We start from the raw sequence: 18,184 nt of genomic DNA, 5'->3' as shown, positions 1-18,184 counted from the left end.
ATGAGGAGGAGCTATGTCTACCAAAGTCAAATCCTGGGAAGTTTCCGATGAGTTCGCCCGGCGTCCCGGCCCCGGCGGCCGAACCTCCGGCCTCGTTTCACGGCATCGCCTGGGGAACCCCTCTGGCCGACATCAAGGGCATGACCGTGGTCGAAACAAACGGCCCGGCCGCCTATGCCAAGGTCACGGGCCTTGCGCCCCGCATCGCCGAGGTGGCGGTGACCGAGGTCGTCTACGCCTTTTGCAACGATCTTTTTGCCGGGGCCATGGCCACCTTTCAGGGCAAGGACCGCCTGGAGGCCATCCGGGCCGTGGTGGCCAAACGCTACGGCCAGCCCGTGACCCCCGGAGAAACAGCGGAGAACGTGGGCTGGCCTCTGGGGGATGTGATGATCATGCTGGAATATGACGCCCCCATCGGCGTCGGGGTGCTCAGCTATCTCCATGCCCCGACCTTTCTCCCCTGCAAGGGCGTGGGGGAGCAGACCCCCCCGGCGGCCATTCCCCAGACGGCGGCCCCCGGGACGCCGCCCATGGCGCCATGAAACACCGCCTGTATCTCGTCCTCCCCGTCCTGCTTGCGGCCTGCGTCCTGGCCCGGCCCATCCCCGGCCAGGGGGCGGCCGAACCCAGGGCCATGCCCTTCAACGACACGTCGATTTTTAATTATTTCAAGAATGTCGAGGAAAAAGAGGGGAGTCTCGACCGGGTCATGAGCCAGGAGGAGTTCGTCAGCCGCCGCTGCGCCCTGTATGCCACGGTCATGGGCGAGGCGGGCTACGACTTCGAGGCCACGGTCAAGGCGGCGGCCGTGCCCTCGGTCAGGATCGGGGACATCTCGCGCAATCCCCGGTTCAAGTTCCTGGCCGGGGTGTTTCAGATTCATCCAAAGGAGTTTCTGGCCCGAAAGATCATTTCGGAAGAGACGTATCAGGCGGTCATGGCGGTTTTCGAGGGAAAATGACCCCTGGTCCCGGTCTGCCCAGGGCGGGCGCGGGTGCGCGTGTCAGGCGGGGTTTCGCGGCGTCAATTGCGCTCGGGGTGGCCGCTGGCCAGTCGGCATTCCCGTCCCGTCCCCACCAGGCAGGCCCGCAGGCAAAAGATGCCGTGCGGGGACAGCCGGTCTTCGGTTCCGGCCAACAGTTCGCAGACCGCCCGGTTGACGGCCTCGGCGAAATCCCATCCCAGCCGCACATAGCTCGCGGCCTTGCGTTCCACGATTTCCTTGAAAAGGGCCATGTCCATGGCGCGCTCCTTTGTGACTGCGGCGGCCTGTCCGGTCGGCCGGGCTTTTTTTGCCGAGGCTGCGGGCGCCGTGGGGCGGGCGTGGCAGGGCGCTTGGCAAACAACCCGATGCAAGGGAAATGCCGGGAAAATAACGCCGCCGAGGGCGAAGGGCGCGGACGTGGCGGGCGCGATCAGTCCGCGCCGTGTCCGGCCAGGAGCCGTTTTTTCTGGGCGTCCTGGATTTTGTAGAACAGATCGTCCATTTCGGCAGGCTTCATGAGATAGTCGAAGGCCCCCTGTTCCATGCCTCGGATGGCCGCGTCCACATTGGCATGGCCCGTGAGCATGATCACCTCCACGCTGGCGTGGCTCTTCTTGATTCGGGTCAACGTCTCGATGCCGTCCATCCCGGGCATCTTGACGTCCAAAATCACCACGTCCACGGGATGTTCGTCCAAAATCGCCAGGGCCTTTTCCCCCCGGTCGGCGGTATACACCGTGAGTCCCCGGCGGGTCAGCCGCTTGGCCAGCGTCTCCACGTAGGCGTCCTCGTCGTCCACCAAAAGCACCCTACACTCGCTCACAAAAAAACCTCCAGCCTTCATCTTTGCCGACACCACCACGCTCCATATCCGCGCGGGTCCGGAAAGGCAACCGGTTCCACCTGTCCACGACTTCCGCCTTGCCCCGGATGCGGGTATGATGCATCCGTCGTCAGAACCACCCACAAGGACACCATCATGCAGCATGCCGATATTTTGGCCCTGTGCGGCGTCGCCCGGCTGGCCGGCCAGGAGATCCTGCGCGTGGCCGAAACCGCGTTCGCCGTGGACGTCAAAGCCGACGACTCCCCCGTCACCCAGGCCGACCGGGCCTCGGACGCCATCATCCGCCAAGCCTTGACCGTGCTGTATCCCGACATCCCCATCCTGTCCGAGGAATCGGGCCAAAGCGACTATGCCGTTCGCAAGAACTGGAAACGGTTCTGGCTGGTGGACCCCCTGGACGGCACCAAGGAGTTCATCAAGCGTAACGGCGAATTTACCGTCAACATCGCGCTTTTGGAAAAAAATCGTCCGGTTTTCGGCGTCATCCAGGTTCCGACCCAGGACGCCATCTATTATGGCGGGCCGATGCACGGCGCGTTTCGCATCTCCGGCACGGACGCCCCCGTCCCCATCGCCGTGCGCCGACCGGCCCCGGGCGAGCCCGTGCTCGTGGGGGCCAGCCGCTCCCATCCCGACGCACACCTCGACGCCTACCTGGCCGCGCTGCCGCCCCACGAACTGGTCACGGCGGGCAGCGCCTACAAGTTTTGCCTGCTGGCCCAGGGAACCATCCACCTCTATCCACGGTTCAACCCGACCATGGAATGGGATACGGCCGCCGGGCAGGCCATCGTGGAAGGGGCGGGAGGCCGGTTCACCGCACCGGACGGGTCGCCGTTTCCCTACAACAAGCCCTGTCTGAAAAACGGTCCCTTCGTGGCCACGGCCCTCTGAGGGAACTCCCCGGCCGGAGCGGTCACCCGCTTACTTGCACAGCCACAGGGCCGCGCCTTCGAGCTTGCGCAGGAGCTTGAGGCTGGTCGTGCCCACGATGTGCTCCATGAAGGCCTGGGGCTTGTCGCCCGTGCGGCCGATGGCCACGGCGGCATAGTTTTCCGTGCGGGCCAGTTTGAGGATGGCCTGGGCGGGGTCGTCGGAGACGATGGCCTTTTTGCGGACCCGGGCGGCATCGATGCCGTTTTCCGTCAGGATGTGCCGGGCCTTCTCGAACAGGGGGGCGGGATCGGGAGCGCCGTTGGCGCGAATGTTGAGCAGGGTGATGTCGTGGGCGGGCTCCCCGGACAGGATGAATCCGACATGGTCGGCCACGCGCAGGCATTGGGGCGAATCGTCCAGGCAGACCAGGACGTCCTTGCGGTTTGGGTCCGGGTTGCGGCAGACCCAGATGGGAAAGCCCACGGATTCCCACAGGATCTTGTGGGAGACGCTGTCGGTGAACATCTCGTCGAACCAGGACAGGCCGCGCCGCCCAAGGACCGCGGCGTCATACAGCCCGGCCTCGCACTCCTTGATGATGTCCTTGACGATCCCCTGATCGCCCCGGCAGGTCTTGGTGAAAACGTTGTTTTTGGGAAATCCCATGTCCAAAAGCCAGCTCTTGGCCTTTTCCATGGCCGGCAGGGCGTCTCCCGGCTGGCAGCGCGGGGACTCCTGAGCCGGGGCCGGGTGGCACGGGGCGTGGGCGGCGGTTTTGGGGCTGACGTAGAACAGGGTCAGCTTGACGGCGTCGCGCCGGGAAAAAAAACCGTACACGTAGCGCAGGCTCAAAGACGAGGTGAAATCGTCGCCGATGGCGACCAGAAGGTGTTTCTCCATGTCTTTCCTCAAGGGTGTCGTTTTTCCCCGTGGGCCCAGGCCACGGGACAGGTCTTGGCGTTTGGCCGTGGGAAGTGTTGCCGTCTTGCCGCAGCCGAGTCAAGGGCGGCCGGGGGCTTGCGGGAGGGGCTGGGCCTTTGCGCAGGAAAATGCGGGGCGGACATAAAGAACCGACCCCTTTCGTCCGATGAGATAGTCGGAATAACCGTCAATCCCGACAACCCCTTTCACCGGATACCACAACCATGGGAAAGATCTCGGTCATGCGGCCTCGTCCCGCCGACATCCATCCCCTCCTCGTGCTGCACGCCTCGCACCGGGTGGACAGCCTGATTTTATGCCTGAAGTGTCTGGAGCGGTTCACCGATCTTGCCCGGTTCAAGCGCATCTACGTGTTGCGCGACGCCGCCGCCGAAGAACACCGGGTGGTCCTGGCCCGCTTTGCCGCCAGAACCGGGAACGTGGATGTCCGCGAATGCCCGGAGGGTGGCCCGATCCCGGGATGCAACGCCGTCTTGAACGAGATTTTCGCCGAACATCGCCGGGATGTCGTGGTCCGGGTCGATGCCGACGTGTTCGTCACCCCTCGCTGGCTGGACCACCTGGTGGAGGGATATCGCCATCACGCCCACCTGGACGACGTGGTGCTGGTGAGCCCCCTGGTCCCGGTCAGCGCGGCGGGCCGCCGGGTTCTGGGACGGTTTCTCAGGGTGGCCTATCCGTCCGAACGGCACATGTACGCCGGGCCCCCCGTGGAGCAGGACTGGGTCTATCACCGCTGGATGTGGGAAAAGGTCGTGCGCGAAGGGCTGGCCGCAGCTTGGCTGGACGAGTCCGGCCCTCCCTACCACTATCTCGACGAGGTGACGCCGCACTGCGCCATCTACGACCGCAGGCTCATGGAGCGCGTCTATCCGCTGCCCGTGTCCCCGGTCCAAGGTCTGCCGACGACGGATGCCGATTCCGTGGTCCGGGCCATGCAAAGCGGCAATCTGCGCACGGCGGTCCTTTTGCGTAGCGTGGCGCACCACTACAGTTTTCCGGAGTGCGAGGACTATCTGCGCGGACACGTCTCCCTGGAGGCGGTGTGGCGCTATACCGAGAGCCTGCGTGTCGATCCCGCCGCCCAGGAAACGCCGCGACCGGCCATCCGACGTCCGGCCCTGCGGCTTCTGGCCGCAGGCGGGCTTCACCGGGTGATGCGGGCGTAATACCCCCGACCGCCGCGCTCCACCAAAAGGATGAGCGTGCGGTGCATGCTGTGACGCAACACCGCCCGGGGCAGATCGTCCATGCCGTTCACCCGTTCCCCGCCGATGCCGAGAAGTCGGTCCCCCGGGGCCAACCCGATCTTTCCGGCCGGGCTGGCCTTGACCACCTGGGCCAGGATCAACCCCTTGCCGCCGCCGTCGCGCACGGTGATGCCCCAACGCGCAGCCGCCAGGGCCTCGGCCGTCTCCCGCTGGAAGGGGGCCGCCCGGACCCCCACGGTGCGGCGGGCGCCGTCGTGCAGGATCTCCAGCACTACCTCCTCCCCCGCCGTGACGGTACGCAAAAGCCCCTGAAAATGTTCGGCATCCTCAACCTTGGCCCCGGACGCCGACAGCACCACGTCGCCGGGGACGATCCCGGCGGCCTGGGCCGTTCCCCCGGGGGCCACCTCGGTGACCAGAAGCCCGGACGGCTCGGGCAGGCCGAAGTAACGCGCCGTCCGTTCGTCCACGCCCTGGCCGAAAAGCCCCAGCCATACGGGCGACACCTTGCCGGTATCCATGAGCTCGGCCACCACCCGCCGGGCCTTGTCCACCGGGATGGCGAAGCCGATGCCCTCGGCCCCGGCCCGGATGGCCATGTTGATGCCGATGACCCGGCCTTCGATGTTCACCAGGGGGCCGCCGCTGTTGCCGGGATTGATGGCCGCGTCGGTCTGGATGAGGTCGGCGTAGGCCGCGCCGTCCTCGGCCCGGAGCGCCCGGCCCACGGCGGAGATGACGCCCGTGGTCACGGTGTGGCCGTAGCCGTAAGGGTTGCCGATGGCGATGGCCGGTTCCCCGATCAGGATGTCGCGGGAGTCGCCCATGACCGCCTGGGGCAGCTTCGTCCCGCCGCGCAGTTTGAGGACCGCCACGTCGAAATCGGCGTCGGAACCCAGCAGGTCGGCCTCGAAGGAGCGGCCGTCCTGAAGCACGGCGGTGATGGTCTCGGCCCCGGCGATGACGTGGTTGTTGGTCAGGACCAGGCCCTTGGCCCCGTCGATGATGACCCCGGAGCCCAGGCTTTGTTCCGTGTGCTTTCTCCCGGGGTTGCCCGGGAACTCGAAGCCGGGCCCTATGAAGCGGCGGAAAAAGTCGTCGGGGAAAAAGCCCCCGCCGAAGGGATCGGCCTGGCGCTGCACCACCTTGGCCGTGGTGATGCTGACCACGGCCGGGGCCACGGCCCGCACGGCCTGGACCGTGGGGGTCAGGCGGGCCGGGGAGACGGACGCCGGGGCGGCCTGGGCCATGGCCGCATGGGGAGCGGCCGTCAGGCAGGCAAGGATCATGGCCAGGAGGAAGGTCTTTTTCATGATGGCGAAAGGGCCCCGAAGGCGGGGCGGGTCGTGGCGGCGGTCGCGAAAACGCCCATGCGGCGTCCCGCGCCCGGCGCGCCGATAGGAAAGGATTCAGTGAGAGTAACCACCGCAGGGGAGGTGACAAGCCCGAAAACGGCGGGTTCCCCACGGCCGGGACAGCCTTCGGCCACGTCCCGGTTCGGGCGGCGCAGGCCGTGGGATCAGGAGATGGGGATGCGCCGCCGGATTTTTTCCGGACCTTTCTTGGGCACGGTGATCTCCAGGATGCCGTCGGCCAGGATCGCCGTCGCCGCGTCCCGGACGATGCCCGGCGGCAGGGCGAAGCGTCTGGCGAAGGGACCGTGGGAGCGTTCCAGCATGCGGTACAGGCCGGTCGCGCCGTCGCGGGGCGCGCGGCGTTCGCCGCGAATCCACAGGGAACGGCCGCGCAGCTCCACGGTCATGTCCTCGCGGGCCACGCCCGGGGCCTCGACGATGATCACGAAGGCCTCCGGGGTCTCCATCACGTCGGCCGTCGGCGACCAGAGAAAACCGGATTCGACGCCGGGATCGCAGCCCGGCGTCGCGGCCGTGCGGCGGGCGCGTTCCTCGGCCTGATCTCGCTTTGTCGCCATGTCTTCAATCCCCATCCAGGGGGTCCAATTGAGCTTGCCCATAGGTATCGCCGTTATTTTCCGGAGAGCCGGAGTGTCGCAGGTTACGCGTCGCGGGCGTCTTTGGCCGAACGCTTTCCGGCCTTCCAGGCGTCGTCCGGGACGGCCTCTTCGAGGAGCATGATCGGGATGTCCTCGCGCACGGGATAGACCATGGCGCAGGCCGGACAGGCCAATCCTTCGATGGCGTCCGGGGCGGCCAGGCAGGGGGTGAGGTCGCCCTTGCACTTGGGACAGGCCAGGATGCTGAGAAGTTCCGGGGAAAGGGCCACGCGACGCTCCTTCTGTGATTTTTTTCGTCTTATAGTCGTTTCCCGGCCGGGGGACAAGGGCGGGGGGAGGGGCGCGCAAAGTGGCGATACCATCGAAAAATTAATGATTATGCAGAGGGATAGATTATTTTTGTCGCAGGTCTGTCCTCGGGTGCATAGAGGTGTTTTCCATTGCCAGCGCCCTGAATTGATAGATGAAAATCTCGAAGGATTTGGTTTGAGTTGCGCCACTCGACAAGTCCCGTTCATCTTCCGCCCAGATTGTCTGAGTCGGGGTGGTTTTAAGGAAGGCGCCCGGGATGTATTTTTCAATTCATGGATTATATACAGAATTGTAGTCTTATTCATATATTTGCTCTATGAACGTGAAAATTCTTGCATTTTACATAAATTATTTTATATAAAAAGATTGACAAGAATTGTATAAATAATAAAATTTCGCAAAGTGTGGCTTAGGTTGTCCGACATTTCGAGAAAACTCGCAAAAAGGAGGCAACGATGAGCGCCATTACGGAGAAGATCAAACAACTTCTGGCATTTACAGTCGCTGACAATGATGAGGGACGCGAGGGTAGCAGAGGCAGGATCTTTGAGTCGGGGCATACCCGCGACTACCTCACAATCTACGGTGGGATTGATGTCGTTGAACAGGAAAGTGCTGGGGATTCGAGCCGAGGGATCATTAAATTCTCTTTCAATTGTCGGGTGAGAGAAAAATGGTATGAAATGGGAGCTGAGACGAATTCCAAGGATTATAACGCGCCCGGGGAGGTGACGGCAGAATACTTATATGCCTTTGGAAAGCTGATGGTCAGCGGCGTGAAGAGGAATGGGAGTGAAGGACGCTGCGCCAGAAGCATCATAAACAAAATCATAAATATTTGCCAATCATTCTAGAGTGGCGTTTCCTGGGGGCATGGCGGGCGTTTTGATAGAAGGGTTTCCCAGGCTCGCCATGACCCCGTTCTGAAATATATCTGTCGCGCGACAGAGTTGGCAACGGCGAAAAGCATAAGACAAGCCCCTTGATGCGGGGAAGAGGCGTGTCCCCGTTCTTCCGCTTCACAAACCCCCGGCCACGGGCTAGCATCCTTTGATGCCCGGCATCGATCTGCACACCCACACCACGGCCTCGGACGGCACGGCCACCCCGCGCGAACTCATACGCTTGGCCGCCGAGGCCGGGCTCTCCGCCATAGCCATAACCGACCACGACACCGTGGCCGGACTGCCCGAGGCCATGGCCGCCGGGCGCGAGTTCGGGGTCACGGTCGTCGGGGGGGTGGAGTTGTCGGTCTTCGACGGGCGGCGCGCCCTGCACCTGGTGGGGCTTTTCGTGCCGGAATCGCCGGGCGAACTGGGCGGTGTGCTGGCCCGGGCCCGCGAAAAGCGTCACGACCGCAACCGTCTGATCCTGGAGAAGCTCGCCGCCCTGGACATCCGCCTGGACTATGAAGAGGTGCTGGCCCTGGCCGACGGGTCCGTGGGACGCCCCCACATCGCCGCCGCGCTCCAAAATTCCGGCCGGGTCAAGACCATCAAGGAGGCCTTCGAACGCTATCTCGGGGCTGGCGGCCGGGCCTACGTGCCCAAGTCCAAGATGTTCCTGGCCAGGGCCGTGTCCCTGCTTATGGCCGAGGGCGCGCTTCCGGTCCTGGCCCATCCGTATCTGCTGCATGAGAAGGGCCGGTCCATGGAACGTCTTGCGGCCGGATACCGGGAACAGGGCGTGGCGGCCATCGAGGCCTACTACAGCGAACACAGCGAGTCCCAGACCCGGGAATATCTGGCCCTGGCCGCGAAATTGGACATGGGCGTCTCCGGCGGCTCGGATTTCCATGGCGCGGCCAAGCCCGGGGTGTCCCTGGGCCGGGGCCGGGGGCGGCTGTTCGTGCCGGAGAGCGTGCTTTCGGCGCTCGCCGCCCGGCGCGAAATCCTGTTGCGGCGGCCCTGACGCATCGGGTGCGACGCCCGCCCGTCCCCCGAAATCACCAGCCGTTCAGACGGCCGGGACAGGCCTCCAGCGGCGCCTACGAACGCGGCGAATCGAAAGAAACCCGGCAAACCCAAGGGGGCAGTTTTTTCGTGATGCGGCGTGTGCGTTTCGGAAGCCGTCGCAGGGCTCGGGGCGGCCGGGGCGGGACGCCCTCGTGTTGCGTTCGGTCATTTTCGTGATGGGTCGCCAAGCAGTAAAACATTGAAATTGTTCTTTTTCATTACAAAAAACAGAAATGTTATTTGTGAACGCCGTACTAGGTGCGCAGGGTCGCGACCAGCCGGGCGGGGTGGGCGAACACGTCCAGGGCGTCGCGGATGTCGGCGAACACGGCGTCGGCGGCCAGCACCGCGTCCAGGCAGGCCCCTTCCGGGCCGAGGATCGCCAGGCCCACGGCGCAGGCCCGCAGCATGAGCCGGTCGTTGCGGCCGTTGCCGACGCAGGCCGTGGCCGAGAGCCCCAAGGACTGGACAAAGGCCAGCTTGGCCGCATCCTCGGGGCCAGGGGGCAGCACCGTGACCGTGACCGGAAGCCCGGCCAGGGCCGCGCGCACCGTGCCGAAGGTGTCGGCCGTGATCACATGTACGGTCAGGCTGACGGCCAGGGCCGCCAGGCGTTCGGCCACCCCGGGTAGAAGCGCCCCGTCTTTGGCCAATGTGCCGTTGTAATCCAGGACAAGATGGGTAAGCGACACGTCCCCCGTGCCCGGAATCGTCGCCGTGAACATCGTTTCTCCCTGCCTGGCCATGCTGCGGCCGGCGTTGCGTTGTTACGTTGTCGCGTCGGCCCAAGGCTAGCGTCTGGCCAGCCCGTACTTGCGCAATTTGTATTGCAGGGTGCGGCGGCTGATGCCCAACAGGTCCGCCGTGCGTTCGCGGTGGCCGCCCGTGGCCCCCAGGGCCCGCTCGATGGCCGCCTTTTCCGCGCCATCGAAATCCATGGGACCGTCGTTGAGGATCGGCGGCGGCACGATCCCGCGTCCCGGCTCGGCCGCGCCAGGACCGCCGGGAAAGTGCGGCGGCAGCATTTCCGGGCCAAGGGTATCCGACCGGCTCAAAATCAGCGCCCGCTCCAGCACGTTTTCCAGCTCGCGCACGTTGCCCGGCCAGCCGTACATCGAAAGCCGTTCCAGAAAGGCCGGGGACACCCCGCGCACCACCTTGCGGTTTTTCTCCCCCAGCTTGCGTAAAAGATGCCCCACCAAAAGCGGCAGATCGTCCAGGCGTTCGCGCAGGGGAGGCATGCGCATCTCCAGGACGTTTAAGCGATAATAGAGATCCTCGCGGAATCGGCCGCTTTTGGCCTCGGCCGCCAGATCCCGGTTGGTGGCGGTGATGATGCGGGTGTCCACCTGGATGGGCGACACCCCGCCCACGGGCTCCACAATGCCGTCCTGGAGGACGCGTAACAGCTTGGCCTGGAGACCCGGCGGCATTTCGCCGATCTCGTCCAGAAAAAGCGTCCCCCCGTCGGCCAGGACGAACCGGCCCGGCTTGTCGCGAAGCGCCCCGGTGAAGGCCCCTTTGACGTGCCCGAACAGCTCGCTTTCCAACAGCTCCCCCGGCAACGCCGCGCAATTGACCCGGACCAGGGGCTTGGCCGCCCGGGGGCTGGCCTCGTGCAGGGCCTCGGCCGCCAGTTCCTTGCCGGTCCCCGAATCGCCAAGGATGAGCACCGTGGCCTCGCTCGGTCCCACCTGGGCGATCAGTTCCTTGAGCGAGCGCATGGACGGGCTTTCGCCGATCAGCCGGGCCGCGCCCGATCCCATGCGTTTCCGCAGGGCCTTGTTTTCACGCAGGAGGCGGGAGTAGTCCCGGGCCTTGTCCATGACCGCCGTGAGTTCGTCGTTGTCTGCGGGCTTGGTCAGATAGTCGAAGGCCCCGCGCTTCATGGCCGACACGGCCGATCCCACGCTGCCATAGGCCGTCAGCAGCACCACCGGGACCGGTTCTCCGGACGTGTCCAGGCGGGTGATGCACTCCAGGGCCTCCATGCCGTCCATGCCGGGCAGGCGCATGTCCAGGAGCACTACGTCGGGCTCCGACCCGGCCTTGGCGCGGCGCAGCCGTTCCAAGGCCAACTCGGCGCTGGCCGCCTCGTCCACCAACCATCCGGCATCGGACAGGACCGCCCGGACCATGAGCCGATGTCCCGGTTCGTCGTCCACCACCAAAACTCGTTTCTGCGCCGTTGCGTCAAGCATTCGTGTGCTCCAGGTTCTGCGCGCCGGGCTCTGCGTCATCCGGGAAGGTCAGTTCCACGCGCGTTCCCTGGCCGGGTGCGGAGGAAATGGACAGGGAACCGTCGTGATCGCGCATGATTTTATGGACAATGGCCAGGCCCAGGCCCGAGCCGTGTTTTTTGGTCGTATGGAAGGGTTCGAGCACCTTTTGCAGATCGCCTGGTTCGATGCCGCAACCGTTGTCGGCGACGGCCAGGGTGACCCGGCCGGGCGAGGGGGCGGCGCTTTCCAGCATGATGGTTCCGCCTGTTTCCGGCAGGGCGGCCAGGCTGTTGAGGATGAGGTTGATGAGGGCCTGTTTGAGGGCGTCGGGGTCGGCCATGATGGTTGCGACGGGGAAGTCGGTGGAAATGGCGGCGTGTTTATGCTCGATGTCGAACCGCAGGATCTGGGCCAGATCCCTGGCGAACGTCTTGAGATCCACGGGTTCGGGGGAAAGCTGGCGGGGCCTGGACAAAAAGAGCAGGTCGGCCACCACGCGGTCGAGCCTGTCGGCCTCATGGACCATGGTCAGGGCATAGGTCTCTTCGGGTTCGCGGCCCTTGAGCTTGGAGGCGAAGAATTGGGCGAATCCGCGCAGGGAGCTTAGGGGATTTCGAATCTCATGGGCCACGCCTGCGGCCAGACGCCCGATGGCGGCCAGTTTCGTGGCCTCGGCCAGATCGCGCTCCAGACGGCGGATGCGGGTGCGGTCGCGCAGCAGGATGAGCTTTTCCGAGGCGCGTTGTTGGCCGGTCTCCGGGGCGGGCCCCACGGGCACCCCCCGCAACTCCAGGCTCAAGCCGCCGTGTTCGAAAAGCCTCCAGGCGTCGTCGACGGGGTCGGTGGAAAGCGGCGGCTGCCCGGGCGTCGCCGCCTCCACGATCTCGGTCCAAGCCCCGCCCATGATCTCGGCCGGAGAACGCCCCGTCAGCCGGGACAGCAAATCCTGGGCCGCCGGGTTGAAGGCCGTGATCCGGTCTGCGGCGTCGAGGGTGACCAGCCCGTCGGGCATGTTGTCGAGCAGCCGGGAATGGAAGGACTCCAGTTGGGTCAGGCGTCTGCCCTGTTCCCGGCGGCGGGTGGCGGCCACCACCAGGACCAGGGAAAAGGCGGCCACGGCCAGGACATATCCGGCCTGGAGGATGGCTGCCCGGCGCACGTCGAGATAGGGCCCTTCGTAGTCTTCGAGATTGAGGCCGAGCAGGATGTAGGGTTTGGGGCGCGGGGCGAAATGGCCCGGGAAGCTGGAGAACGGGGGAGGCGGAGGCATGGACGGCGTCTGGAAGGACGGCAGGTCGGGCAGCATCGGCTTGGCCGGAAAAAGCGAAGAACCCGGCATGGGGGGCGGACCCGGAAAAGGCGGCATTCCCGGCAGGAAAGGAGGCGGCAGGGGGAAAAGCGGGCCGCGCGAGTCGGGTTCCAGTTCCGGGCGGGCCTGGGTGAAGTAGAGCAACAACTTCTGATCGGCATAGATCTGGGTGACAAACCACTCCCCGTCGGTTTCCAGGCGCTCCACGAGGTCGGGGGGCAGGTCGAACGCCGGGACTCCCCGGGGCGAAGAGAACGCGATGTTGCGCCCGGTCTCGTCGTACAGAGCCAGAAGCGCCACCTCATGGATGGAGGTCATCTCCTTGAAATAGTCTTCGACCAGGGCCCTGGCGGCGTCGGGGCTGTCCGGGCGGGCGCGCATGATCGCCCTGGTCAGGCTGGTCTGGATGCCGCGCAGGGTGCCCTTGGCCGAGAGCCTGACGTGGTTGTCGATGAGCGCCCGCTGGCTCTCCAGGTTGCGCCAGGTGAGATACACCAGGCTGGCGCCCAAAAGGACCAGGGCCAGGGCCGCCGGGAGCAGGGGGCGGCTTTCCCGAGAGATGCCTATGTCCATGGGGAAGCGGTCCTGGCCGCGTGTTGGTTGTTCATGGGGTCAGGATGATGCGCATGACCTCGTCCGGGGTCACATTGTTTTCAAGGGCCAATTCCTGGAAGGTCATGTCGCCGAAGGCCGTGATGCCCTTGGCGCCCAGCCGGTCCACAGCCAGGGTCAGGGGCAGGTCGAACTCGCGGCAAAAGGTGGACAGCATGGTCTTGTCCAGGTCCGGCGGGGGCACCACCAGGCCGCTTTGGGCGGGCGAGGCGGGCCGTTCCAGGCCGGGCTGCCAGGTTTCCTGGGGCAATATGCCGGTCTGGGCCGGGTACTGGTTCGCGGTCTGGGGGAGGGGCTGCCCGGGAATCTGGCCCGGAATCTGGCCCGGGATCTGGGCTGGGGTCTGGCCAGGGACGAACGCGGGGGCCGGGATCTGGAGCGGATTTTGGGTCTGAACCGGGGCCAGGGGTTGCGGGGCCTGGGGGGGCGTCTGGACCGGCGCCGGCGCCTGCGCCTGCGTCGGAGGCTGTGTCTGGGCCGGGGCCGGTTTTTGGGCCTGGGCCTGAGTCGGACGCTTGATGGGGGTGTCCGAGCGCAGGGACTCGTACACGTCAATGGGCAACAGCCCGTTTTTGTCCGCGATTTCTTTGAGCGTCATGGAGGCCGGGGCGTCGATGCCTCCGGCTTTGAGCTTGTCGGTCATGCGGGCCAGATCCAGGCCGTATTCCTCGCAGATATCCGACAGGCGGCGCTTGCCCAGGCCCGGGGGCGGGTCCGAAGGCAGCACCACCGAGGTCTGCATGCGCGGCGGCTGGATCTGGGCCGGGGCGCTGGTGGAGGGCACGGTGACCGTCCGCGAGGCCTCCCAGGCGTGTTTGAGGGCCTCGTAGACCCCGCCGGGGGCCAGTCCGTTGTCCTTGGCGATGTCTTTGAGCGTCTGTTCCGTCGAGGCCAGGCGGATGTTTTTTTGGGCCAGGGCGGCCTTGGCCCGTTCCAGATCGATGCCGAAGCGGCGGCAGAATTCGTCCAGCGGGGTCAGTTCGGCGTGGCCGTACGGGGGTTCGCCGTAGGTCTCGGACAGGCTGTCCTTGATGGCGGTGGACGTGCCGAGAATCTGGGCCATGGGCGGCAGCCCCAGGAGGGTTCCGGCAAAGACGAAAAGCGTCAGGGCCAAGGCGGCCAGAAGCGGCCGGTTCAGGGCCTCGATCTCCCCGTCCTGGCTGCGCAGGCTTTCCAGGATGGAGCGCCAGTCCAGGACAAGGTGCAGCGCCGCCAGAAGCAGGAGGAAAAAGCCCATGGTCACATGCACGTCGATCAGGCGATCCCGGGTAAGTCCGAAAATGGTCCAGTCGGCCCAGGCGGCCACCCGTGCATGGGGGGAAAGATACAGGAAAACGCTGGTCAAAAAGAGGCAGAAAAAGGTCAGGACCAGGGTCAGGGTCACGATTTTTCGAAGCATGGGGTTCTCCGGATGATGGCGACGTGGACAGGGCTTACGCCGCGCGTGTCCGGGGAGCATAGCAGGAGTTTCGTTCGGTCACAATTTGCCGGGCCCTGGCTTATGTGGCGGGGTTCCGGGGAGGGCATCCCGAAACCCCGCACCATGGAGGGAGGGTGATCAACGTTTATCCGGGGAATCCCGGAGGGCCCATGTGGCTGTGTCCGCCGGGACCGCCAGGGGGCAGGATGACGCCGGTTTCCTTGATGACCTTGCGTCTGGCCTCAACCTTGACCTTCTCCAGGGCCGTGCGCACCTTGGAGATTTCCTCGATCTGGGCAGCGATGGCCGCTTCGTCCGACTTGACGTCCACCACCAGGGCCTCAAGCTTGGCCTTGAGAACCTTGAACTCCTGGATCAGAGGGAAAAGCTTTGTTTCGGTCTCGTCCATGATCCGGTCGATGACCTGGCATTTCTCGGGGGAAACGCCGGGCATCATGAACGGCGGGGGACCATCGTGACCGCCAGGCCCGCCGGGACCGTCCGGTCCGCCAGGCTGGGCCTGGGCCAGATTGGCGACGCAAAACATGACGGCCGCGATCAGAAACAAGGTTTTCATATTTATCCGCATGGTCGCACTCCTTTGCGTTTGACTGGGTTTAGCAGCATCCGTGCCAACGAATAAACAGCGTATTTTTAGTATGTTACATTTTTATTTTGCGGCTTGTGCAAGATATTGTGCAGTTTTCGGATGCTCTTCTGCAAAATGTTGCACAACAAGCGGCAGGGCGGCTGCAATTGCACAAGATGGCGGCCGCCAGGTTCCCGGTCAGGCCTCCGGCCCGCGACTTGTCCGGACGGGGGCGGCCCGACCAGCGAAATGCGCGTGGAGATTGAAACGGCTGGCGACCCGTCGGGAGGGGATAGGCTCGGGGGAACGCCCGGGGGGACGCGGTTTGACAAGGTCCGGCAAAGGCATTACCTGCCCGCAAAACAGCCGTCAGAACGGGTTGGACGGCATCATTACCTAGAGGAGCACGACATGCGCGAGAAGGTCCAGGCGGCGCTTGACAAGGTGCGGCCCACGCTTCAGGCCGACGGCGGCGATGTGGAACTGGTGGACGTCACCCCCCAGGGCATTGTCCAGGTGAAGCTTACCGGGGCCTGCCACGGCTGCCCCATGTCCCAGATGACGCTCAAAAGCGGCATCGAGCGAGTGGTCATGAAGCTCGTTCCCGGGGTCAAGGGCGTCGAGGCGGTTTAGGACGGCGCCTGCGTCGCCCGGCATCATAACATTTATAGAAGGCGCCTGATCCCCATGACCACCATCGTCACCAGATTCGCACCCAGCCCCACCGGCCATCTGCATATCGGCGGGGCCCGAACGGCCATTTTCAACTGGCTTTTGGCCCGGGCCACGGGCGGCTCGTTTTTTTTGCGCATCGAGGACACGGACCAGGCCCGTTCCACCGAGGAAAACACCCGGGGCATCCTGGATTCCATGGCTTGGCTGGGCCTTTCCCACGACGGGGAGATCGTCTACCAGAGTCGGCGTTTCGACCTCTACAATCAGTATATCGACAAGCTTTTGGCCTCCGGCCACGCCTATTATTGCTCATGCACCCCGGACGAGGTGGAAGCCATGCGCGCACAGGCCCGGGCCAGGGGCGCCAAGCCCAAGTATTCCGGCCGCTGCCGCGAAAAGGGCCTGGCCCCCGCCCCGGGCGGGCCGGACATGGTGGTGCGCTTAAAGGCCCCGCTTTCGGGCTCGACCGTGGTGCGCGACCTGGTCAAGGGCGACGTGGCCTTCGACAACGCCGAACTCGACGACATGGTGCTTCGGCGCACGGACGGTTCGCCGACCTATAACATGGCCGTGGTGGTGGACGACTCGTGCATGGGCGTGACGCACATCATCCGGGGCGACGACCACTTAAACAACACCCCGCGCCAGATCCTCATCTATCAGGCCCTGGGGCTGCCGCTTCCGGTCTTCGGGCATGTGCCCATGATCCTTGGGCCGGACAAGAAAAAGCTGTCCAAGCGGCACGGGGCCACCTCGGTCATGGAATACGAGCGCGAGGGATTTTTGCCCGAGGCCATGCTCAATGGGTTGGTGCGCCTGGGCTGGTCCCACGGGGACCAGGAGATCTTTTCCCGCGAGGAGCTTGTGCGGGCCTTCTCCACGGACAACCTGGGCTCCTCGGCGGCGGTTTTTGACCGTGACAAGCTTTTGTGGCTCAACGCCCACTACATCAAGGAAACCCCGGACGCGGCGCTGGCGGCCATGCTCGGGGATTTTCTGGGACGCCTGGGCCATCCCGGGGCGGATGCGGCCTATCTGGCGCGGATCGTGCCCCTTTTGAAGCCCCGGGCCCAGACCATGGTGGAGATGGCCGAAAAGGCCGTGTTCTTCGTGATTGCGGATGGGGAGCTGGCCCACGACCAAAAGGCCGTGGAGAAGTTTTTCACGTCCGAGGCCAAGGGGCATCTAGCGGCCCTGTGGGAGCTTTTCAAGACCGTTTCGCCCTTCGACCAGCCGTCGCTTGAGACGGCGGTGCAGGGCTACCTGGACGCCACCGGGGTGAAGTTCAAGCTTCTGGCCCAGCCCATCCGGGTGGCCATCACCGGAACCACGGCCAGCCCGGGGCTCTTCGAGACCATGGACGTGCTTGGCAGGGAGCGGGTGCTGGCCCGCATGGAGCGGGCGCTGGCGTTGTAAGCGGATTTCGCCGGGGCGCCCGGCGACCAAGGACAGACGACGGCCCGGGGAGCGATTCCCGGGCTTTTTTTTCTTGACGGGCGGAGATGGATGTGTACATAAAATATTAAACAAATGTACATTTGAGGCGGCTATGATCCAAACCACGGCGACCAATCTCCGGAAAAACCTTTTTGCCCTGCTGGATAAGGTGGATGGGGGCGAGACTGTGACCGTCACCAAAGGCGGCAAGGTGGTGGCGCGTATTCTCCCAGAGCAGCGCTCCGACTGGCGGACGAAGATGCCTCCAGGGCCGAAACTCCTGGTTCCGGCTGACGAAGCGTTTGCCCCCATGCCCGACGAATGGGGCGATCTGGCTTGAAACGTTGTCTTCTCGACACCCATGCCATGGTGTTCTGGGCAACCGGCGAAAACATGTCCGCCAGTTTTCGAGCCGTATTGGATGAACTGGCCGGGAGCGGGGGGGTGTACGTCTCGTCGGTGTCTTTTTGGGAATTGGCGTTGTTGGCCCGCAAGGGGAGAGTGGAAATCGCCGACGTTGCTATATGGAAGGATCGTTTTCTCGATCTATCTAAGACAATTCTGATCGATCCATCAGCGGACGAGATGATCGCGTCCGCTGTATTACCGTTGCATCACAGGGATCCGTTTGACCGGTTGCTCGTAATCCAGGCCATGACGCTTTCTGCGGCCTTGGTCAGTCGGGACGCCTGCTTGCCCTCGTATGGCATAGACTTGTTTTGGATGGATTGACAACGTAAAGGTAAATGAACCGCACCTGCCGCAGGGCAGGCCGCGTACCTCTCCCGGGCCGTGTTGCCCCGTCCTCGCCTCC

At 64.6% G+C, this 18,184-nt stretch carries 21 protein-coding genes; 10 read left to right on the top strand and 11 right to left on the bottom strand.

Translation table 11 applies throughout. The features are described 5' to 3' along the window. The first annotated feature begins 47 nt into the window (after nt 1-47). Both V3572_RS15895 and V3572_RS15890 read left to right on the top strand, forming a co-directional pair. Nucleotides 48-545, top strand: coding sequence for a hypothetical protein (locus tag V3572_RS15895; protein WP_332112003.1), 498 nt, complete (start codon nt 48-50; stop codon nt 543-545). Next, entirely contained in the window at nt 542-964 is a 423-nt protein-coding gene (locus V3572_RS15890) for a hypothetical protein (protein WP_332112002.1), read from the top strand. The genes V3572_RS15895 and V3572_RS15890 overlap by 4 nt, the downstream gene beginning before the upstream one ends. A 62-nt stretch (nt 965-1,026) precedes the next feature. Here the strand turns inward: V3572_RS15890 and V3572_RS15885 are convergent, their stop codons facing one another. Beyond that, a complete protein-coding gene (locus V3572_RS15885) occupies nt 1,027-1,245 on the bottom strand; it encodes a hypothetical protein (RefSeq protein WP_332112001.1) in 219 nt (72 codons plus the stop codon). Between the two features lie 173 nt (nt 1,246-1,418). After that, nucleotides 1,419-1,811, bottom strand: a complete 393-nt coding sequence (locus V3572_RS15880) for a response regulator (protein WP_332112000.1) — start codon at nt 1,809-1,811, stop codon at nt 1,419-1,421. A 156-nt stretch (nt 1,812-1,967) separates the two neighbouring features. Between V3572_RS15880 and cysQ the strand changes: the two genes are divergently transcribed. Beyond that, nucleotides 1,968-2,729 carry a 3'(2'),5'-bisphosphate nucleotidase CysQ gene (gene cysQ / locus V3572_RS15875; protein WP_332111999.1) on the top strand — a complete coding sequence of 254 codons (762 nt, stop codon included), beginning with the start codon at nt 1,968-1,970 and terminating at the stop codon, nt 2,727-2,729. 30 nt (nt 2,730-2,759) lie between these two features. Here the strand turns inward: cysQ and V3572_RS15870 are convergent, their stop codons facing one another. Further along, nucleotides 2,760-3,611: a universal stress protein gene (locus tag V3572_RS15870; RefSeq protein WP_332111998.1), complete on the bottom strand. Its 852-nt coding sequence runs from the start codon at nt 3,609-3,611 to the stop codon at nt 2,760-2,762. 245 nt (nt 3,612-3,856) lie between these two features. On the opposite strand from V3572_RS15870, the gene V3572_RS15865 reads away from it, so the two are divergent. After that, nucleotides 3,857-4,822 carry a glycosyltransferase gene (locus V3572_RS15865; RefSeq protein ID WP_332111997.1) on the top strand — a complete coding sequence of 322 codons (966 nt, stop codon included), beginning with the start codon at nt 3,857-3,859 and terminating at the stop codon, nt 4,820-4,822. On the opposite strand, the gene V3572_RS15860 is transcribed toward V3572_RS15865, so the two are convergent. The 3 genes from V3572_RS15860 to V3572_RS15850 form a co-directional block, all read right to left on the bottom strand. Further along, nucleotides 4,801-6,177, bottom strand: a complete 1,377-nt coding sequence (locus V3572_RS15860) for a S1C family serine protease (RefSeq protein WP_332111996.1) — start codon at nt 6,175-6,177, stop codon at nt 4,801-4,803. The two genes, V3572_RS15865 and V3572_RS15860, sit on opposite strands and share 22 nt — an antisense overlap. A 206-nt stretch (nt 6,178-6,383) precedes the next feature. After that, complete coding sequence (locus V3572_RS15855; RefSeq protein WP_332111995.1) at nt 6,384-6,797, bottom strand: Hsp20/alpha crystallin family protein; 414 nt, start codon at nt 6,795-6,797, stop codon at nt 6,384-6,386. A gap of 83 nt (nt 6,798-6,880) precedes the next feature. Continuing rightward, nucleotides 6,881-7,108, bottom strand: coding sequence for a Trm112 family protein (locus V3572_RS15850; RefSeq protein WP_332111994.1), 228 nt, complete (start codon nt 7,106-7,108; stop codon nt 6,881-6,883). A 498-nt stretch (nt 7,109-7,606) separates the two neighbouring features. On the opposite strand from V3572_RS15850, the gene V3572_RS15845 reads away from it, so the two are divergent. Together V3572_RS15845 and V3572_RS15840 are read left to right on the top strand one after the other, a co-directional pair. Next, on the top strand, nt 7,607-8,005 hold the full coding sequence (locus V3572_RS15845; protein ID WP_332111993.1) for a hypothetical protein: 399 nt from the start codon (nt 7,607-7,609) through the stop codon (nt 8,003-8,005). Nucleotides 8,006-8,204: 199 nt separating this feature from the next. Then, a complete protein-coding gene (locus V3572_RS15840; protein ID WP_332111992.1) occupies nt 8,205-9,062 on the top strand; it encodes a PHP domain-containing protein in 858 nt (285 codons plus the stop codon). A gap of 298 nt (nt 9,063-9,360) precedes the next feature. Here the strand turns inward: V3572_RS15840 and V3572_RS15835 are convergent, their stop codons facing one another. The 5 genes from V3572_RS15835 to V3572_RS15815 form a co-directional block, all read right to left on the bottom strand. After that, complete coding sequence (locus tag V3572_RS15835; protein ID WP_332111991.1) at nt 9,361-9,831, bottom strand: HAD family hydrolase; 471 nt, start codon at nt 9,829-9,831, stop codon at nt 9,361-9,363. Between the two features lie 66 nt (nt 9,832-9,897). Continuing rightward, nucleotides 9,898-11,307 carry a sigma-54-dependent transcriptional regulator gene (locus V3572_RS15830; protein WP_332111990.1) on the bottom strand — a complete coding sequence of 470 codons (1,410 nt, stop codon included), beginning with the start codon at nt 11,305-11,307 and terminating at the stop codon, nt 9,898-9,900. Next, on the bottom strand, nt 11,300-13,210 hold the full coding sequence (locus tag V3572_RS15825; RefSeq protein WP_332111989.1) for a two-component system sensor histidine kinase NtrB: 1,911 nt from the start codon (nt 13,208-13,210) through the stop codon (nt 11,300-11,302). Before V3572_RS15825 ends, V3572_RS15830 begins: the two co-directional genes overlap by 8 nt. Nucleotides 13,211-13,241: 31 nt before the next feature. Next, on the bottom strand, nt 13,242-14,648 hold the full coding sequence (locus V3572_RS15820) for a DUF4405 domain-containing protein (protein ID WP_332111988.1): 1,407 nt from the start codon (nt 14,646-14,648) through the stop codon (nt 13,242-13,244). A gap of 166 nt (nt 14,649-14,814) precedes the next feature. Further along, nucleotides 14,815-15,258: a Spy/CpxP family protein refolding chaperone gene (locus tag V3572_RS15815; protein ID WP_332111987.1), complete on the bottom strand. Its 444-nt coding sequence runs from the start codon at nt 15,256-15,258 to the stop codon at nt 14,815-14,817. Between the two features lie 411 nt (nt 15,259-15,669). Here V3572_RS15815 and V3572_RS15810 point away from each other — a divergent pair, with 411 nt between their 5' ends. The 4 genes from V3572_RS15810 (at nt 15,670) to V3572_RS15795 (ending at nt 18,102) form a co-directional block, all read left to right on the top strand. After that, nucleotides 15,670-15,891 (top strand): NifU family protein, encoded by a 222-nt coding sequence (locus V3572_RS15810; protein WP_332111986.1) that lies wholly within the window; start codon nt 15,670-15,672, stop codon nt 15,889-15,891. A gap of 54 nt (nt 15,892-15,945) precedes the next feature. After that, nucleotides 15,946-17,349, top strand: coding sequence for a glutamate--tRNA ligase (gltX, locus tag V3572_RS15805; protein ID WP_332111985.1), 1,404 nt, complete (start codon nt 15,946-15,948; stop codon nt 17,347-17,349). A 133-nt stretch (nt 17,350-17,482) separates the two neighbouring features. Further along, on the top strand, nt 17,483-17,710 hold the full coding sequence (locus tag V3572_RS15800; RefSeq protein WP_332111984.1) for a type II toxin-antitoxin system Phd/YefM family antitoxin: 228 nt from the start codon (nt 17,483-17,485) through the stop codon (nt 17,708-17,710). Further along, nucleotides 17,707-18,102 (top strand): type II toxin-antitoxin system VapC family toxin, encoded by a 396-nt coding sequence (locus V3572_RS15795; RefSeq protein ID WP_332111983.1) that lies wholly within the window; start codon nt 17,707-17,709, stop codon nt 18,100-18,102. The genes V3572_RS15800 and V3572_RS15795 overlap by 4 nt, the downstream gene beginning before the upstream one ends. Nucleotides 18,103-18,184: the final 82 nt, after the last annotated feature.

It is taken from the genome of Desulfolutivibrio sp., assembly GCF_036584575.1.
In the GTDB taxonomy this organism is placed as follows: domain Bacteria; phylum Desulfobacterota; class Desulfovibrionia; order Desulfovibrionales; family Desulfovibrionaceae; genus Desulfolutivibrio.
Note: the sequence above shows the minus strand (reverse complement) of the source record. Positions and strands in the feature narration are given on the sequence as shown.

Coding starts and splice junctions, on each gene's coding strand:
- V3572_RS15895 (WP_332112003.1), top strand. CDS start 48: ATGAGTTCGCCCGGCGTCCCGGCCCCGGCGGCCGAACCTCCGGCCTCG.
- V3572_RS15890 (WP_332112002.1), top strand. CDS start 542: ATGAAACACCGCCTGTATCTCGTCCTCCCCGTCCTGCTTGCGGCCTGC.
- V3572_RS15885 (WP_332112001.1), bottom strand. CDS start 1,245: ATGGACATGGCCCTTTTCAAGGAAATCGTGGAACGCAAGGCCGCGAGC.
- cysQ (WP_332111999.1), top strand. CDS start 1,968: ATGCAGCATGCCGATATTTTGGCCCTGTGCGGCGTCGCCCGGCTGGCC.
- V3572_RS15870 (WP_332111998.1), bottom strand. CDS start 3,611: ATGGAGAAACACCTTCTGGTCGCCATCGGCGACGATTTCACCTCGTCT.
- V3572_RS15865 (WP_332111997.1), top strand. CDS start 3,857: ATGGGAAAGATCTCGGTCATGCGGCCTCGTCCCGCCGACATCCATCCC.
- V3572_RS15860 (WP_332111996.1), bottom strand. CDS start 6,177: ATGAAAAAGACCTTCCTCCTGGCCATGATCCTTGCCTGCCTGACGGCC.
- V3572_RS15855 (WP_332111995.1), bottom strand. CDS start 6,797: ATGGCGACAAAGCGAGATCAGGCCGAGGAACGCGCCCGCCGCACGGCC.
- V3572_RS15845 (WP_332111993.1), top strand. CDS start 7,607: ATGAGCGCCATTACGGAGAAGATCAAACAACTTCTGGCATTTACAGTC.
- V3572_RS15840 (WP_332111992.1), top strand. CDS start 8,205: ATGCCCGGCATCGATCTGCACACCCACACCACGGCCTCGGACGGCACG.
- V3572_RS15835 (WP_332111991.1), bottom strand. CDS start 9,831: ATGTTCACGGCGACGATTCCGGGCACGGGGGACGTGTCGCTTACCCAT.
- V3572_RS15830 (WP_332111990.1), bottom strand. CDS start 11,307: ATGCTTGACGCAACGGCGCAGAAACGAGTTTTGGTGGTGGACGACGAA.
- V3572_RS15825 (WP_332111989.1), bottom strand. CDS start 13,210: ATGGACATAGGCATCTCTCGGGAAAGCCGCCCCCTGCTCCCGGCGGCC.
- V3572_RS15820 (WP_332111988.1), bottom strand. CDS start 14,648: ATGCTTCGAAAAATCGTGACCCTGACCCTGGTCCTGACCTTTTTCTGC.
- V3572_RS15815 (WP_332111987.1), bottom strand. CDS start 15,258: ATGCGGATAAATATGAAAACCTTGTTTCTGATCGCGGCCGTCATGTTT.
- V3572_RS15810 (WP_332111986.1), top strand. CDS start 15,670: ATGCGCGAGAAGGTCCAGGCGGCGCTTGACAAGGTGCGGCCCACGCTT.
- gltX (WP_332111985.1), top strand. CDS start 15,946: ATGACCACCATCGTCACCAGATTCGCACCCAGCCCCACCGGCCATCTG.
- V3572_RS15800 (WP_332111984.1), top strand. CDS start 17,483: ATGATCCAAACCACGGCGACCAATCTCCGGAAAAACCTTTTTGCCCTG.